At 69.8% G+C, this 16,375-nt stretch carries 10 protein-coding genes; 8 read left to right on the top strand and 2 right to left on the bottom strand.

All coding sequences use genetic code 11. The features are described 5' to 3' along the window. The first annotated feature begins 30 nt into the window (after positions 1 to 30). The 7 genes from GF068_RS05080 (at position 31) to GF068_RS05050 (ending at position 10,601) form a co-directional block, all read left to right on the top strand. Positions 31 to 1,209, top strand: coding sequence for a DegT/DnrJ/EryC1/StrS family aminotransferase (locus tag GF068_RS05080; protein WP_153818105.1), 1,179 nt, complete (start codon positions 31 to 33; stop codon positions 1,207 to 1,209). 70 nt (positions 1,210 to 1,279) lie between these two features. Then, the gene (rd, locus tag GF068_RS05075) at positions 1,280 to 1,447 is read left to right on the top strand and encodes a rubredoxin (RefSeq protein ID WP_153818387.1); all 168 of its coding nucleotides are present in this window, start codon (positions 1,280 to 1,282) and stop codon (positions 1,445 to 1,447) included. Positions 1,448 to 1,855: 408 nt separating this feature from the next. After that, positions 1,856 to 3,661 carry an IgGFc-binding protein gene (locus GF068_RS46875; RefSeq protein WP_153818104.1) on the top strand — a complete coding sequence of 602 codons (1,806 nt, stop codon included), beginning with the start codon at positions 1,856 to 1,858 and terminating at the stop codon, positions 3,659 to 3,661. Positions 3,662 to 3,831: 170 nt separating this feature from the next. Then, the gene (locus tag GF068_RS05065) at positions 3,832 to 5,460 is read left to right on the top strand and encodes an OmpA family protein (RefSeq protein WP_240806599.1); all 1,629 of its coding nucleotides are present in this window, start codon (positions 3,832 to 3,834) and stop codon (positions 5,458 to 5,460) included. Further along, a complete protein-coding gene (locus tag GF068_RS05060; RefSeq protein ID WP_153818102.1) occupies positions 5,457 to 7,316 on the top strand; it encodes an ImmA/IrrE family metallo-endopeptidase in 1,860 nt (619 codons plus the stop codon). The genes GF068_RS05065 and GF068_RS05060 overlap by 4 nt, the downstream gene beginning before the upstream one ends. Before the next feature lie 74 nt (positions 7,317 to 7,390). After that, entirely contained in the window at positions 7,391 to 9,910 is a 2,520-nt protein-coding gene (locus tag GF068_RS05055) for a hypothetical protein (RefSeq protein ID WP_153818101.1), read from the top strand. Positions 9,911 to 10,277: 367 nt separating this feature from the next. Further along, positions 10,278 to 10,601, top strand: coding sequence for a hypothetical protein (locus tag GF068_RS05050; RefSeq protein ID WP_153818100.1), 324 nt, complete (start codon positions 10,278 to 10,280; stop codon positions 10,599 to 10,601). Positions 10,602 to 10,679: 78 nt separating this feature from the next. On the opposite strand, the gene GF068_RS05045 is transcribed toward GF068_RS05050, so the two are convergent. Then, positions 10,680 to 11,723, bottom strand: coding sequence for a hypothetical protein (locus tag GF068_RS05045; protein ID WP_153818099.1), 1,044 nt, complete (start codon positions 11,721 to 11,723; stop codon positions 10,680 to 10,682). Between the two features lie 192 nt (positions 11,724 to 11,915). Between GF068_RS05045 and eutB the strand changes: the two genes are divergently transcribed. Further along, entirely contained in the window at positions 11,916 to 14,360 is a 2,445-nt protein-coding gene (gene eutB / locus GF068_RS05040; RefSeq protein ID WP_240806598.1) for an ethanolamine ammonia-lyase subunit EutB, read from the top strand. Positions 14,361 to 14,364: 4 nt separating this feature from the next. On the opposite strand, the gene GF068_RS05035 is transcribed toward eutB, so the two are convergent. Continuing rightward, complete coding sequence (locus GF068_RS05035; protein WP_153818098.1) at positions 14,365 to 16,374, bottom strand: IgGFc-binding protein; 2,010 nt, start codon at positions 16,372 to 16,374, stop codon at positions 14,365 to 14,367. Position 16,375: the final 1 nt, after the last annotated feature.

The raw sequence follows: 16,375 nt of genomic DNA, 5'->3' as shown, positions 1-16,375 counted from the left end.
GAGCTCTGCCCCCGAACCCCCGGTCTGCTCATGTGGAAGATCCCCCTCTGCGACCTTCATTTCGGCCCTGAAGAGACCGAAGCCGCGGCGCGCGTCGTCGCCTCCGGCTGGCTCACGATGGGCGAACGCACGCAGGCCTTCGAGCGCGCGCTCGGCGAGGCGTTCGGCACGACGGGCGTGCTCGCCATGACGAACTGCACGGCGGCGCTGCACCTCGCGTACCTCGCCGTGGGCGTGGGCCCCGGCGACGAGGTGATCTGCCCGAGCCTGACCTTCGTGGCGACCGCGAACGCCGCGCTCACGACGGGCGCGGACGTGGTGCTCGCCGACGTCACGGGGCCGGACGATCTCACGATCGATCCGGCGGACGTCGAGCGGAAGATCACGCCACGCACGAAGGCGATCACGGTCGTGCATTACGCCGGCTACCCGTGCGACATGGACGCGATCCTCGCGATCGCCGAGCGGCACGGGATCGCGGTGATCGAGGACGCGGCGCACGCGCCGCTCGCCACGTGGAAGGGCCGCGCGCTCGGCACGATCGGCGACGTCGGCTGCTACAGCTTCTTCTCGAACAAGAACCTCTCGACGGGCGAAGGCGGCGCGATCGCCGCGCGCACGGACGAGCTCCGGCAGCGCCTCAAGCTCATGCGATCACACGGCATGACCACGCTGACGCTCGATCGCCACAAGGGGCACGCGTTCTCCTACGACGTGGTCCTCGCGGGGCAGAACTACCGCATCGACGAGATCCGCAGCGCGATCGGCCTCGTGCAGCTCGGGCGCCTCGCGGAGGGCAACCGCATGCGACGCGTGGTGGTCTCGCGGTATCGCGAGCGGCTCGCCGCGATCGGCCGCGTGGGGATCCCGTTCCGCGACTTCGAGGCTCGTGGGGTGGGGGAGAGCGCGTACCACATCATGCCCGTGCTCCTGCCCGAGGGCGCGCCGCGCGAGGCCGTGATGGCCGCGATGAAGGCGCGCGGGATCCAGACGAGCGTGCATTACCCGCCGATCCACGCCTTCTCGTTCCACGGAGCCACCAACCGCGTGCGCCGGAGCGACCTCGACCGCACGGACGCGCTCGCCCCGCGCGAGCTCACGCTCCCGCTCTACCCGCGCATGACGGAGGCGCAGGTCGACGAGGTGTGCGCGGCGCTCGAGGCGTCGCTCGGGGAAGTTTTTCCGGGGGTGAACGAGGCACGTCCGTAGACGTCACGGGGCTACCCTTCGCCTCGGGTCGAGGTTATAAGGGCGCCCTTCCGAGGGAGCCATGGCGAGCATGAATAAGAAATACCGGTGCCTCGTGTGCGCGCACGTCTACGACCCGGCGATCGGGGATCCAGACACCGGCATCGCGCCCGGCACGGCGTTCGAGGACATCCCCGACGACTGGTATTGCCCCGAATGTGGCGCGTCGAAGGCCGATTTCGAGGCGATGGCTGATTGACCACCGATTTGCGCCTCCATGCCGGCAGGATCCCGGCGAGGTGGCGGCGAGGCGGAGCTTGACGCCCCTTTCGCGCGTCGGCTAGGATGGGCTCGTTTCTTACCATCAAAAAGGTTGTAGAGGATACGCTGACCGACGTGTTTCGTCGGCGCTGCCGGAGAAGGTCCAGCCGAGGCTGGACGTTCGTCGAGCGGGCAGGCGGCCCCTTGAAGCGGGCCGTGAAACGGAAGGGAACGGGCGCATTCGAATGGACGTATCGATCCGGCCTGGTTGCGCGTGTTCTGATCGGAGGTTCGTGGCGCATGCCCGTTCGTCCGGGAAGACGCGGAAGAAGTCGTGGTTTGTCCCCGTACCGGATCGTGCTGCTCGTGGTACCCTCGTGACCGATTGCCGGAAAGGGAGGTTTGCGTGAAAAAGTCCAGCTGGGCTTCGAGCTTCTCGCTCGCGATCTCGGCGCTCCTCGCCGCCACCGCGTACGCCGCGTGCACCGATTCGTACCGGGACCCGGAGGCGTCGGGCGCCGGCACGGGGCCCGGAGGGCCGGGTGGCGGGGGCGACGGCGGCTCCGGCGGCGTCATCATCGACACCGACAGCGGTGTCGGCTGCGACGATACGTGCTCGAACGACCTCACGGCGGTCGTCGATTGTTATGGTCAGATCGTCGACCAATGCGAGCCGACGGAGGGTTGCGCGAATGCGAAGTGCATCAACAACCCGTGCCAGGCCGCCGAGGAGTCGAGGAGCTCGTACGGCTGCGATTACTGGGCGCTGAAGACGGCGCTCCGCCCGCAGGCCGACGGCGCGTGCTTCGCTGCATTCGTGGCGAATACCTGGGCGCTGCCGGTGCACCTCGAGGTCTCGCGGAAGGGCTCGACGCTCAATCCGGCCACGTTCGCGTACATCCCGAGCATCGGCGCGAACGGCGCGATCCAGTACACCCCTTACGACCCGGCGAAGGGCATCGACGTGGGGCAGGTGGCGATCCTGTTCCTGTCGCGCAGGTCGCAAGGAGGGAACGTCGTCGACTGCCCGGAGCCCGCGGCGCTCGACCTCGAGACCGGCGTGGTCGACACGGGCATCGGCGACGCCTTCCACATCACGACCGACTACCCGGTGGTGGCTTACCAGATCGTGCCGTACGGTGGCGGTCAGGCGTCGGTCTCGTCCGCCACGTTGCTCTTGCCGACGAGCGCTTGGGACACCAACTACCTCGCGATCAACGCGTACAAGGCGAGCGACGTCTTCGCCGACGCCTGGCCGTCCTTGGCGATCCTCGCGCACCAGGACAACACGAAGGTCACGCTCTTGCCGAACCAGGCGATCGTGGGCGGCGGCGGCGTCCCGGCCTCCGAGGTGAACAAGCCCGTCGACTACATGCTGAACGCGGGCCAGTTCCTGCAGATCACGCAGGCGGACGAGCTCACGGGCAGCCCGATCGCCTCGGACAAACCCATCGCCGTCTTCGGCGCGTCGAAATGCATGAACGTGCCGTCCATGCAGGACGATTGTGATTCGGGGCAGCAGCAGCTCGCGCCGGTGCGGGCGCTCGGCAACGAATACGTGGCCGTGCGGTACAAGAGCCGGTCTGCGGGGGAGGAGGAGTCGTCGCGGTGGCGCCTCGTCGGCGCCGTGGACGGGACGACCCTCACCTGGAGTCCCACGAAGCCCGCGGGCGCGCCCACGACGATCGGCCAGGGCCAGGTGCTCGAGTTCGAGGATCCGGGGCCCTTCGTGGTGCGCAGCCAGGACGCGCAGCACCCGTTTTACCTCGGCGCCTACATGACGGGCGGCGCGCCCTTCGCCAACGTGGGGGATCCGGACTGGGTGAACGTGGTCCCGCCCCAGCAGTTCCTGAAGCGTTACGTGCTCTTCACGGACCCGACGTACCCCGAGACGAGCCTCGTCGTGGTGCGCGTGAAATCGAAGACGACCGGCGAGTTTGCCCCCGTCACCCTCAAATGCAAGGGCGAGCTCGGCGGCTGGCAGGCCGTCGGCGACTACGAGTTCACCCGCGTGGACCTCGTGAAGGGCGATTTCCAGGGCGTCGACGGCTGCACGAACGGCCCTCAGGAGATGTCGAGCACGCAGCCCTTCGGCGCCACCGTGTGGGGCTGGGGCACGACGCAGCAGACGCTCCGCGTCTCGTACGCCTATCCGGCCGGCGCCGGATTCTTGCCGATCAACGAGATCGTCGTTCCGCCGACGCCGAAGTGAGCGTCCCATGACGGGTGGCCGTGACGCGCAAGGGTGCGCGTCGGCCACCCGGTCTGGCCGGGACAGTGGTACAGAGGACACGCGTGATGGTTCGACGAACTTCGGGACCCGCGAGGTGGGCAAAGCGGGCGGCCAAGACTCTCCTGCCCGGGGCTACGCTCGCTTCGACCTTGCTCCTGCCCGCGTATGCGCGCGCGCAGGACAAGACGTTTTACCTCGACAGGCTGCAGATCGGCGGCGCGCCCGCGGACGGGCTCGGCGTCTGGCGCCCCGAGATCGGCCAGACGCGCCTCTACGGTCAGTTCGGCCTCGGCTTCTCGCTGAACCCGCTGCGCGTCGACAACCACGTCGACAACCTCGACAAGGCCGATCGCCTGCAAGGCCCGCCCGTCGCCAGCCAGCTCACGGGTTACCTCACGGCGGGCGCGGAGATCCTCGAGCGCGGCGCGGTCCAGGTCTCCCTCCCGCTCGCGCTCTACCAGGGCGGCAACCCCACCGGGAACGCGGCCGTCGGGCTCGACCAGAACGTCAACATGCAGGCCTTCGCGCCGATGGATCTCCGGCTCGACGGTCGCTTCCTCGTGTTCCGCACCGAGGATCGATCCTTCAAGCTCGGCGTCCGCGGCTCGGTCTTCCTGCCGACCGGCGACGAGTTCTCGTTCGCGGGTGACAAGGAGACGTGGGCCAACATCGGCATCGCCACCGAGTACGACGCGAAGAAGTTCGTCGTGGCGCTGAACGCGGGCTTCTCCATCCGGCCCACGGCGAAGCTGCACGAGCTCACGGTCGGCCGCGAGCTCACCTACGGCCTCGGCGGCTACGTGCCCCTCATGCAGGATCGCCTCCGGATCGGGGCCGAAATCTTCGGCTCCGTCGGCATGCTCCCCGAGACGCTCGGCGAGCTCGACGCTGCGCCGCTCGAGTGGTCGGTCTCGGGTCGGATGTCGCTCGACGCGAAAAAAGTCTCGTGGGCGGGCCTCTCGGTCGGCTCGCGCCTGACGGGCGGATACGCGCCCGATCTGCGCATCGTGGCCGTCGTCGGCGGCGCCTTCGGGCTCAAGGACACCGAGGTCGGCGCGGGCGCAGCGCGTTACCAGTTCCGCGACGACGTCGACACGGACAAGGACGGCTTCCCCGACCTCGTCGACATGTGCCCCGTCGACAAGGAAGACAAGGCCCCGCCGAACCCGGACGACGGCTGCCCGACGATGGCCGATCGGGACCGCGACGGCATCCCCGACAACGTCGACAAGTGCCCCGACGTCCCCGAGGACAAGGACGGCATCGACGATCGCGACGGCTGCCCCGAGGACGACGCCGATCAGGACACCGTCCCCGACGCCGAGGACAAGTGCCCGAAGGAGCCGGGCATGCGCGGCGACGATCCCGAGAAGGAAGGTTGTCCGCAGTTCGTCCGACGCATCACGGGATCGAGCGAGATTCAGATCACGAAGCAGGTCGAGTTCGAGTTCGACAGCAACGTGATCCTGCCGAAGAGCTACCCGATCCTCGACGAGGTCGTGCGCCTGCTCAGGGCGAACCCCGAGATCAAGCTCGTCAGCGTCGAGGGCCACACCGACGACGTCGGCAAACCCGAGTACAACGACAAGCTCTCGGCGGCCCGCGCCGCGGCCGTGCGTGATTACCTGATCAACAAGGGTGGCATCGCGGCGAATCGCCTCGAGTCGAAGGGCTTCGGCGCGCGCAAGCCGATCGCGCCCAACACGACACCCGAGGGGCAGGCGCGCAACCGCCGCGTCGAGTTCCACATCGTCACGCAGGCGATCGAGGGTCGGTGATCGTCTCCGGGGGCGGGCGCGGAAGGCCCCTGGGGCGCGCGCTCGCCCTCGGGGTCGTCCTCGCCGCCGCGGGGCAGGGGAGCACGCAGGACATCCCCGCCGCAGAGGCCGACGATCGGATCGTGCTCGGCGTCGATCGCGACGACGACGACGTCGATGGTCGGCCCGACGCGGAGCAAGACGTCGTCGCGCCGTCGACGGACCTCTTCGATCTCGTGATCCCCAAAGGCAAGGATCGAACGATCGAGGTCCGCGGCGACGTGGCGCGCCTGCTCGTGGACGGGCGCCCGTTCGCGGGGACGGTCGTGCCCGCGGGCGCGAAGCGCGCCGCGCTGCAGGCGGTGCGGCCGGGGCGAGGTGAGGTGAAGGCGTTCGGACGAACGCGTACGATCACGGCGATCGACGTGCGGCCGGTCGACGGGCAGGGAAGACTCGTGGATCCGGCGCGCTCGCACGCCTCGCTCGAGCGTACGCCGCCGGAGCGTCTGCCCGTCGATCCGTATGCGAACAGCAGCAACCCCGACGCGCTGCGGTTCGTCGTGGTGGCCCTGCCCGACGATCTGCCGCCCGTCGTGCGCGTGACGGGCCGCGCGCCGTCGGGCGCGCTCGTCGATCGGCTGGAGCCCGTGATCCTCGGCTCGGTCCCTTGCCCGGATGGCGTGAGCGCGCCCCTCGCGTGTGGCTCGACCGCGCCGATCCGCGTGGTGCCGGACGAGATCGATCGGAACCACCCCACGGTGCGAGATCGATCGGTGCGCGCGGAGCTCGGCGGCGCCGTGGAGATCGCGCTGCTCAGCGAGGCGCGCAAGCTCGGAGGCTTGCGCGTCGCGGGCCCACGCGCCTCGCCGCTCGGGCCGCTCGTGCGGTATCGAGGCGCCTTGCGGGTCTTTCTGGTGCGCCCGCGGCCGGGCGGGCCGCCGCCCGTGGGCGGGGACGACGCGGGCGCGATCGCGCGGGCGCGCGCGGACGTCGCGCAGGCGAGCGCGCTCTGGGGCGCGTGTGGGGTGAGCTTCGGGCCACCCGCGGAGACGACGATCACGATCGTGGATCCGCCGCGCCCGCACCTCGTGGCGCTCGGCTGTGATCACGGCTTGCCCGCGGCGGGCGGCGGCAAGCTACGCGTGCGCGTGGACGGGCGCGAGATCGTGGTGACGATCGAAAAAGGCACGACCCCCGCGGGCGCGGCGCGGGTGCTCTCGGCGGCGATCACCTCGGCGGGTTTTTCGGCGCGGGTCTCGGACAACGCGTCGATCGCGGCGGGCGCGCGTGGCAGCTCGGACGTGCTCGTGCGGCGCAAGAGCGGCGAGCTCGCGCTCGTGGAGCCGCCCGCGTCGGGGCCGCTGAGCTCCGACGCGCTTCTCACGGCGTGTATCGGGCGCGTCGAGCTCGAGGACGGGCTCTCGCACTTCAACGACATCGACGCGATCGCGGGGACCGTGGAGGAGCGCGCGCTCATCAAGGCCTTCGATGACGGGGATCCATCGACCATCGAGGTGTTCGTGATCCCGAGCTTCGCCGGCAGCGGCCGGATCGGCGAGAGCTTCATCGGCGCCGACGGCGGCGCGGTGCGCAACGTGCTCATCACGGATCGCGCCGCGCTCCGGGCCGACCGCGCGAGCTTCGCCCTCGCGCACGAGCTCGGGCACGTGCTGCTCGACGATCCAGGCCACCCCGACGACTTCGGCCGCGACACGCCCACGCGGCTCATGGACGCCGACGCCGCCAACGGCACGGCGTTCGGGCCGCGGCGCCTGCTCGTCGACGAGTGCGCGCGCGCGCTCCGTCAGAGCGGGCCCGCCGCGGCCGTGCCCCTGCTGCGCCCGTGGCCGCTCGCTCCGCTCGGCAAAGAGCGCTGAGCCTCCCGACCTGCCGGTCGCGCGCACTTCCGCGGGTCAACGCGCGCGGAGCCGTGCTAGACGATGTGCCTCGCATGTCGGTCAGCCAGTCGAGGGCCCTCGCCGGGGGGATCGCGCTTTACCTCGCCGCGTTCGTGGTGCTCTCGATCGCGCTCGTGCGGCTGTTTTCCGCCTCGCTCGGGGCGCACTTCGAGCTCGTGTGGCTCGCGCTCCTGCCGCTCGGGCTCGGCCTCGGTGCGCTGCTCGGCGCGGGGGTGCGGGGCATCGGCAAGGCGCCACGCAGCATCGCGCCGGTCGCGCATCTGGCCGCGCTCTCCGCGGGCGCGGTGGCCGTCTCGGTCGTGGTCGGCGTGCGCGCGCGTTCGGTCGACACCTTCGATCGCGCGGCGCTCGGTCAGCTCGCGATCTACCTCGGCACCTCGCTCCTGCCTTTTTTGCTCGGCGGCGTGACGATCACGGGTGTCCTCGGCGTGGCGCGGCGGCGCGTGGCCGACGTGGGGAAGAGCGGCCTGCTCGGCGCGGCTTGCGGCGTCGTCGTGGCGGCGTTCGTCCTGCGCTTCGGGCCTGCGCGGGTGGGGCTCGGCGCGGCGATCGCGGTGAGCCTCGCGGCGGCGCTCTTCGCGATCGCCGGGCGGCACGAGCTCGGCGAGGCCGGGGGCGCGGGTTCACCTTCGGAGGCCGAGCCTCCGCGGGTGCACCTCGGGATCATCGCGACGTTCGTGCTCGGCTGCTCCGTGCTCCTCGCCGGGGAGATCGGCGCGCCGTACCTCAAGCTCGCGGCCATCCGGTGGATCCAGATCGAGCGGGTCGCCTTCCAGCGCTGGACGAACCGCGGCCTGCTCACCGTGGACAAACCCTCGGCCGGCGCGGCCTGGTTGCGCACGGACGGCACGTTCGGCACGCCGATCTACGAGGCGAAGCAGTTGCCGCCGGCCTCGCCGGGCGAGCTCGGGTACGTCCTCCACAAGGACCAGGGGCCCGCGCTCGTCGTGGGGTCGGCGGGCGGGCGCGAGCTCCGGGTCGCGCTGCGGCAGAACGTGAAGGAGATCCACGCGGTCGAGGCGGAGCCGACCGTCGTGCACGAGGTGATGCGCAGCCAGTCGTACGCCTTCAGCGGCGAGCTCTACGACAAACCCGAGATCCGGCTCGTGGTCGAGGGGCCCCGCAGCTTCATCCGCCGCCCGCCTTCGCCGTATCGCCACGTGGTCGTCGCGTACGTCGACTCCCTCGCGCCTACGCCGACGGGCGCCGTGGCCGCCACGCCGAGCCCGCTCTTCACGACGCAGGCGGTGCGCGAGATGCTCCTCACGGTCGTGCCCGAGGGCACGGTGACGCTCACGCGGCCCGAGGCGGATGCGGATCGGCTCGTCGCGCTCGCGACCCGCGCGCTCCGCGAGACGGGCGCCGAGGCGCCGGCGAAGCACCTCTTCGGCTGCACGAAGGACAAGATCTCGACCCTGCTCGTCAAGCGCACGCCCCTCCGCGCCGAGGAGATCACGAACCTCCGCTCGTACTGCCGAAGGCACAGGTTCGCCGAGCTCCTCATGGCGGAGGCGCCCAAAAACAACGTCCGCCGGTTGCTCGTCGAGGGCGCCGATCCGGCCGAGCTCACGGCCGAGCAGGGCGCGGATCTGACGCCGACGACGGACGATCGTCCCTTCTGGTTCTCCACGGTCGCGCCGGGCCACCTGAAGAAGACGCTGCTCGACGTGCGCGCGCTGAAGGAGAAGCACCGCGGGCTCTTGACGATCGCGGCCGGCCTCGTGGTGACGGCGCTCGCGGCGTTCGTCGCGCTCCTCGGCGCGCTCCTCGTGTCGCGGCGGGCGCTCGAGGGGGCGACGCGCGGGTCGGTCCTGCGCGCCGCGCTCGCGCTTGGCTTCTCGGCGGCGGGCGTCTCGCTCCTCGGCGCCGCGCTCGCGCCGCGGCTCGCCCTGGTCGTCGGCAGGACGGATCTCGTGGCCCTCGTGCTGCCGCTCGTCTTGTTGCTCGCGCTCGGCGTGGGCTTCGGGGTCGGGCATCGCCCGCGCGACGTGGGCGCGCGTGGCGCCGCGCAGCGCTGGTCGCTCGCCCTCGTCTTCGTCCTCGCGCCCCTCGTGATGGGGCTCGAGCCGGCGCTCGGCGCGGCCCTCGGGCTCACGTTGCCTGCGCGGCTCGGCGTCGCCGCGGTGATCCTCGGCGCCGTCGGCGTGGGCCTCGGCGCGCTCCTCGCGCTCGGCGTGCGGATCGCGTCGTCCCTCGCGGATCGCGCGCTCCCGCTGGCGATGGCCGTCGCGGGCTCGTTCGCCGCGTTCGCGCTCTTCGGAGGCGCCCTGCTCGCGCTCCAGATCGGCTACAGCGCCGCCGTGCTCTGCGGAGGAATCTCCGTTCTCCTCGCGGCTGCGTTCGTCCCTGCGGCGAGGCATCCGACCCGGCTCGCGGAGCCTCGCCCGGAGCCCCTGCCGTTCGACCGCGTCACGCCGATCAGCGAACGCCCGACCGTGCCGGAGATCGAGCTGTCGTACGAAGAGCTTCCGGTCTACGCTCAGGGGCTCCGCTCGGACGAGCCGAGCTCCGCCCCCGAACCCCCGCCGGACACATCCGCCCATTCTGGTTGAGCTTTTGTCTGCCCCAAAACCGACATCCCCACAGTCGATTGCTCCTCGGACGTGGGGACTTTCGGCGCGCGCGGGGTAGGATCGGGCAGGAGAGCAGGCGGCGGCTCGGGGGGGACGCTGCTGCTCTCGCGAGCGAGGGGCGCGTCCACACGTGCCTCTCGCTCGTTTTCCGTTTGTCGGGACACCCTCGTCCTGGGACCCCCGAGGAGCCAGCTTTGCCGAAAGCGACACGTCCTGGTTGCAGTTCAACGCGGCAGGATCTTGGCGCAGAGGCGCGCGAAGGCCGTCCGACGCGCATGCCGCGACGCGACAAATAACGCCCCGGATGGCCGAAAGGAATTCCTCCGCTATCCTGGACCTCATCCTCATGTCCAGCGTGATACCCAGAGGCGGGCGAGACACACTCCGGCAGTCGCTCGTCGAGCTTCTCCCCGTCGCCGACGCCCTCGACGCGTGTGATCTCCGGGATGCGGCCGAGGCGTGTATCGTGCTCCTCGATGCCCCGATGCGGGTCGATCAGAAGAGCCTCGCGCCCTTGCTCAAGCTCACCCACGAGCGCGCGGCCGAGGTCTTTCGCCGAGGCGCCCGGGACGCCGACGGCCCCCTGCGCGCACGCCTCGAGGCCTGCCGAGCACGCGCCGAGGCCCAGGCCAAGCAAATGCAGCAGTTCCTGCCGACTTTGTTTTCGTGATTTTCTGCCCGCCGCCTCTCCTCGCTTCGAGGCGCGGCGCGATTTTTTTTGGCGAAATCACTATTTTACGCGAAATAATCAACGACAGCAGTATTTGACGGGTCCCTCGAGCAGGACCGAGCCGCTCGGCGCGCCGCCGCTCGCCTGGCAGGCGCCCGTGACGACGCTGGTCGAAATGGCGCGCACCGAAAAGGTGTTCAGATCGGAGAGCATCGTGAGGTCGAAGCAGGCGTCCCCCGTGATGTCGATCGGCGGGTCCACGACCGACCCGGGCTCCGCGTCCTCCTTGCAGCCCTGCAGATCGAAGGCCCGGTAGACGCCACCCTCGCAAGCGGCGCCCTGGAGCTGGCAGGTGCAAGCCTCGCAGGCCCGCGCGTCCTGCCCGCTCGAATACGCGTCCATCGTATCGGCGGTCCATCCGCTCGGGCAGGCGTCGTCGCCGCTCTTCCGGATGCAGAGCTTCGCTCCGTCTTCGAGCGGCGGCGCGCAGGACGAGCCCTCCTCGCACCCGGCCTCGCGCAGCTCGCAGGCCGAGAGCATCTCCTGGAACGGCTTCGCGTCCGCGAGCCCCCCGCCGCTCGGCGGCGCGCACGTGCCGTTCGATTGCATGTTGCCCGGCGCGATGATCCGGCAGCTCGCGGTCGACGGGCTCCCCAGGAAGCCGAAGGGATTGCCGCATTGCCCCACGTCGTCGATCGTCGCGTTGACGGCTTCGCCGGAGCAGCTCTTGGACGCCCAGCAACGGAGCCTCGGCGTGCCGCAGGCGCCGCCCTCGACGCCGCCGCACGCGCACGGCGTACACGCCGCCGGCGTGGGGGTCATGTAATGGGCGGAGGCCTCGAGGCCGAGGGGGCATGAAGGCCCCGACGCGCCGTCCCAGGCAGAGCGCCACACCCAGAAGGGCCCTTCCCAGCCGGGAGGTGCGCCCGAGACGCAGGTGCTCGTGGCGCAATCGGGGTCGGCGCAATCGGCGAGGCCGTCTTCGTCGTCGTCGAGCCCGTCGCCGCAGACTTCGTCCCCGGACGAAAGGACGAGCTCGGGCTCGAGGCTGCCAATGATCTGGCAGCCGCCCACGAGCGCGACGAGCCCCGCGAATGGGAAGGTCCACTTACGGCCGTTCATGTCTCTCCTCGGTTGAGGGATCACCCTACCCGATCTCGCGACGAGTGCGTTGCCAGAGCGAGTTCCTTCGGCCTACAATCGATCCGGGGCGCCTTTATTCGAAGGGCTCCCTCCGTGGGCGGTGGGCGGCGTGCAGCGCCTCGCCGTGATGCGGGAGATGCACTCCTTGGATGGTTGCTTGGGAGCACGAGCATGAAGAAGGCAAACGAGCTGGATCGTCCGCGTAGACCTCGGCAGATTCCCGCGGCGGCGCCGCTGTCCGCAGCGGCGAGCCCGGCCTCGCTCGCGCTGCGCCGCCGCTCCTTCATGATGGGGCTCCTCGGCGGCATCGGGGCGCTCACGGCGGTCGGGTGCACGCCGGATCTGCCGGAGCAGCCGCCGACGCCGCGGTCTTGCAACGTCGGGATCGACGACATTTGCGAGGGGGAGGACGTCATCACCTACGTCACCCGCGTCAAGGGCCAGTACGACCACGAGTTCTACAAGGCCGTGATCGGCTTCGCGAACGAATACAAGGAGGGCGACGAGGCCCTCGGCGTCGCGGCCAAGGACGAAACGACGCGGCAGAACGCGCGCACGCTGCTCGGCAACACGAAGATCGGCGATCTCGCGGAGCGCCCGATGCTCGAGGACGCCGTCTACGACCTCGTCATGAAGACGACGGACGCGGCCGCGCTCGAGTCCGTGCGCGGCTGGAAGATGTCGGAGCTCAAGGCATTCTTGCTCGAAAAGACCGAGGCCGAGATCAAGGCCGTCATGGTCGGCCTCCCGAGCGACATCATCGGCATGGTCGTGAAGCTCATGAACAACGACGAGCTCACGAAGGTGGGACAGACCGTGTTCAACCCCCTGCCGGGCTCGAACATCGGCGCGAAGGGCTACATGGGCGCGCGTATCCAGCCGAACTCGCCCACGGACGACCCGACCGACATCCTCTGGCAGGTCATGAACGGCTTCGCCTTCGCGGTCGGCGACGTCGTGCTCGGCAACAACCCGGTCTCGAGCGAGGTCGCGAGCGTACACAAGATCGAGGAGGTGCTGAAGGACATCCTCGTGACGTTCAAGCTCGAGGACACGCTGCCGCACTGCTGCCTCGCGCACATCGACGTGCAGGCCGAGGTCGAGAAGCAGTTCCCGGGCTCGACGGCGCTCTGGTTCCAGAGCCTCGGCAGCACCGTGGACGCGAACGCGACGTTCGACGTCACGGTGGAGAAGATGCTGAACCACGCGGCCGCGCGGCCCGGCAAGTATGGCCTCTATTTCGAGACGGGGCAGGGCGCGGACGCGACGAACGGCCACGGCGCGGGCTTCGACATGGTCGTGCACGAGGCGCGCAAGTACGGCTTCGCGCGGGCCCTCACGCACAAGGTCGCCGAGGCGCAGAAGGCCGCGGGCAACACCGAGGCGCCGTGGGTGCACCTGAACGACGTGGCGGGCTTCATCGGCCCCGAGGTCTTCCGCACGAAGGAGCAGCTCGTCCGCTGCTGCCTGGAGGACATCGTGATGGGCAAGCTGCACGGCCTGCCGATCGGCCTCGATATCTGCTCGACGTTGCACATGTCGGTCGGCCTCGACGATCTCGACTGGTGCATCGACCAGATCATGCCGGCCAACCCGGCTTACCTCATGGCCCTGCCCACGAAGAACGACCCGATGCTGTCGTACCTGACGACCGCGTTCCAGGACCACGTCCGGATCCGCGACAAGTTCGGCTACAAGGTCGAGGACAAGATGTGGGCGTTTTTCCAGGAGCTCGGCGTCATCGACGCGCAGGGGCAGCCCACGCAGTACTTCGGCAACGTGAAGTACGTCTACGCCAAGTACATGAAGGCGAAGAACCCGGCGGATCCGCGCACGATCGAGCAGATCATGGCGGCGTCGGAGACGCAGACCGAGCTCGACGCCGTGAAGAAGCGCGGCGTGTTCATCGCCGAGGGCCGCGGGGCGAAGCCGTGGGACCTGAACCCCGACCTCGACCAGTACATCCGCGACCTCGTCGACGACGGCAAGAAGAGCATCATCGCCGAGCTCGATCCGGCGTTCGTCGCGACGATCCCGAGCGCGGTGAAGGTCTGGACGGGATCGAAGGACCGCGACGATTACATCCTGCACCCGCCGACGGGCGAGCAGATCAAGGCCGACGCGATCCCCGAGCTCGAGAAGCTCCGGGACGCGCACGCGGGCCAGTATGACGTGCAGATCATGATCTCGGAGGGCCTGAACGCCTATTCGATCTCGGATGCGGGGCACGTGGACGTGTTCCTCCCGGCGCTCCGCACGGCGCTCGAGAATGCGGGCTACAAGGTCGCGCCCGAGAACATCGTGTGCACCTCGGGCCGCGTGCGCGCGGGGTATCACGTCGGCGAGGTCCTTTACGGAAAGCTCGCCGACGCGCAGAGCCGGCGCGCCATCGTGCACATCATCGGCGAGCGGCCCGGCAGCGAGCACCGCGCGTTCTCGGTGTACATGACGATACCGACGGTCGCGTACTGGGCCCAGGCGGGCAAGGTCGATCACGACGTGACGAGCGTCGTCGCCGGCCTCGCCGACACGACGTACGTCCTCGGGATGGCGAGCGCGTCCGCGAATCAGGTCGTGACGCAGCTCGACAACCTCAAGGCGAAGCCGCTCCCCTGAGCGCTCACTCCGGCAGCGCGATCGCCCGCAGCTCCGTGCCCGCCGCGTACGAATAACTCACGTACGAATCGAACCCGCCCACCGTCACGACGACCGGCACGCCGGCGACGACCCGGTGGACGCCGTCATTCTGTTTGCCCGGAAAGACGTACACGAAATTCCCGAGCGAATCGATGAACGGGAAGCTGAGCTGGCATCGATACGCGATCCACGCCGGCGGGCCCCCGCGCTCCTCGTCCGTGAGGCCGTCGGCCGCGGTGACCTCGCAGAGATCGGGGCCGAGGAGCTGCTCGTCGAGCAGCACACCCTGGCCCGCGGGCGCGACGATCGAGGCGTAATCGAATGCGTATTTGTCGGGCGTGAGGAAGACGTAATCGGGCCGGGCCTGCTCGATCGGCGGGACGATGAGCAGGCTCGGATCCCCGCCCGGCAGGCCGCGCCGCACGCCGGCCGCGTCCTGGCTGCCCATGACCTGGGCCACGATGATGGGCTCCGTGCTCTCGGCCATGAAATCGCGGTACGCCGTGACCTCGGCCGAGTCGCCGAGCCACCCGAGGTGGATCTCGTCGTAGGGCGGCGGCAGCGTCGTGGTGATCGTCGCGCCGGCCTTCGAGGCCGCGACGAACCGCACATAATCGGGCTCGGGGACCTCCTCGATGAGCGCGCCCGCCTGCCTGACCATCCGCGTCCGGCTCGGCGTGTGGGCGACGGCGAACGATTTGCCCGCCGTGCGGACCGGATCGAGCTGGTCCTCCAGGTGATCGGCGCAGCAGCGGCGATACGCGAGGGTCGGGAAATGGGGCGCGTCCGAGGCCTCGCCGCCCGTGAAGACCGCGATGGGCCCGTTCGACTCGATGGTGGTGCCCGTGAAGTCGGCGTTGAAATCGCCCGTCTCCAGGTTCAGCACGTCGAAGGCGTCGAGGCGCGCCTCGATGACGCCGTTCGCGGGCGTCTCGGCCACGGGCCCGCCCCCCACGACCTTCGCCTTCGTCTTGACGCGAACGGTGGTCTCCGGCTGCGTGCCCACGACCGTGAGGAACGAGCGGAGGTGGATCGGGTCATTCGGGTTGAAGTTCGTGTCCGGATCGTCGGTCGTGGCGATCGTCTGCGGCCAGCCGACCACGACGTACGACGTGATGAGGCTGTCCTCGACGCCGAACGAGAGCGCCTCGGTCGGCTTGAGCAGCGACGCGTCGTTCGAGAAGACGTTCACGTTCTCGAGCGGGTTGAACTGATACGCGACGACCGGGAAATCCGAGCGGATGCGGTACGCGTGCCGCGTGAGCGCCGTGTGCGAGCCGGTGTCGTATTCGCCCTCGGGGCTGCCGTCGACCTCACGCGGGCCGAGCTTGAACACCTGGAGGTTCAACGGCGCGATGACCGCGGTCGCGATGTCGTACGGCGCAGGCGCGGAGCCCGGCAGGCCGTCGTCCTGCGCGATTCGCACGGAGACGGGGACGTCCGGGTGCGGGTTCGAAACGACGACGGCGAACTGCTGCGCGGCCGCGTTGCTCGTCGCGTCGATCCTCGCGTTGTCGAGGTCGACGGCCCAGTATTCGCAGCCGACGTTGCTCTTCTCGACGATCGCGCGCCCGCAGAGGTCCACGCAGCTCCCGCGGCGGCAAGCGATGCCCTTCGACATGTCGCACGTGGCGACGAAGTTCTCGACGGTGCCGTCTTCGTTGCAGCTATAGGCGTCCTGTCCCTTGCAGCTCCCGGTCTTCGGGACGCACGGCGTGCAGCGGAGCAAGGTCGGCGCGCAGACGAGGCCCTCGGCCGCGCAGTCCTCGACGAGGGTCCACGCGGGGCCGTCGGCCGTGTCGGTGCAGCGCTCGAGCGCGGTCGTGCATCGCTCGAGGCCGACCTCGCACACGGGCGGCGGCGGAGGCGTGGGCTCGACCTCGACGAGCTCCCAGCGGGTCGATTTGTCGAAGCAACTGGCGAGCAGGGCCGCCGCGAGGAACACGAGGGCGCCGCGGCCGAGGCGCTTCGGGCCCCTTCTTCGCTCGTTCATG

Origin of the sequence: Polyangium spumosum, from assembly GCF_009649845.1 — a bacterium.
Taxonomy (GTDB): domain Bacteria; phylum Myxococcota_A; class Polyangia; order Polyangiales; family Polyangiaceae; genus Polyangium; species Polyangium spumosum.
This window is presented reverse-complemented; position numbering and strand designations above follow the sequence as displayed.

What these genes read in the sequence shown, in the direction of transcription:
- GF068_RS05080 (WP_153818105.1), top strand. Translation starts at nt 31, where the DNA reads ATGTGGAAGATCCCCCTCTGCGACCTTCATTTCGGCCCTGAAGAGACC.
- eutB (WP_240806598.1), top strand. Translation starts at nt 11,916, where the DNA reads ATGAAGAAGGCAAACGAGCTGGATCGTCCGCGTAGACCTCGGCAGATT.
- GF068_RS05055 (WP_153818101.1), top strand. Translation starts at nt 7,391, where the DNA reads ATGTCGGTCAGCCAGTCGAGGGCCCTCGCCGGGGGGATCGCGCTTTAC.
- GF068_RS05035 (WP_153818098.1), bottom strand. Translation starts at nt 16,374, where the DNA reads ATGAACGAGCGAAGAAGGGGCCCGAAGCGCCTCGGCCGCGGCGCCCTC.
- rd (WP_153818387.1), top strand. Translation starts at nt 1,280, where the DNA reads ATGAATAAGAAATACCGGTGCCTCGTGTGCGCGCACGTCTACGACCCG.
- GF068_RS05050 (WP_153818100.1), top strand. Translation starts at nt 10,278, where the DNA reads ATGTCCAGCGTGATACCCAGAGGCGGGCGAGACACACTCCGGCAGTCG.
- GF068_RS05045 (WP_153818099.1), bottom strand. Translation starts at nt 11,723, where the DNA reads ATGAACGGCCGTAAGTGGACCTTCCCATTCGCGGGGCTCGTCGCGCTC.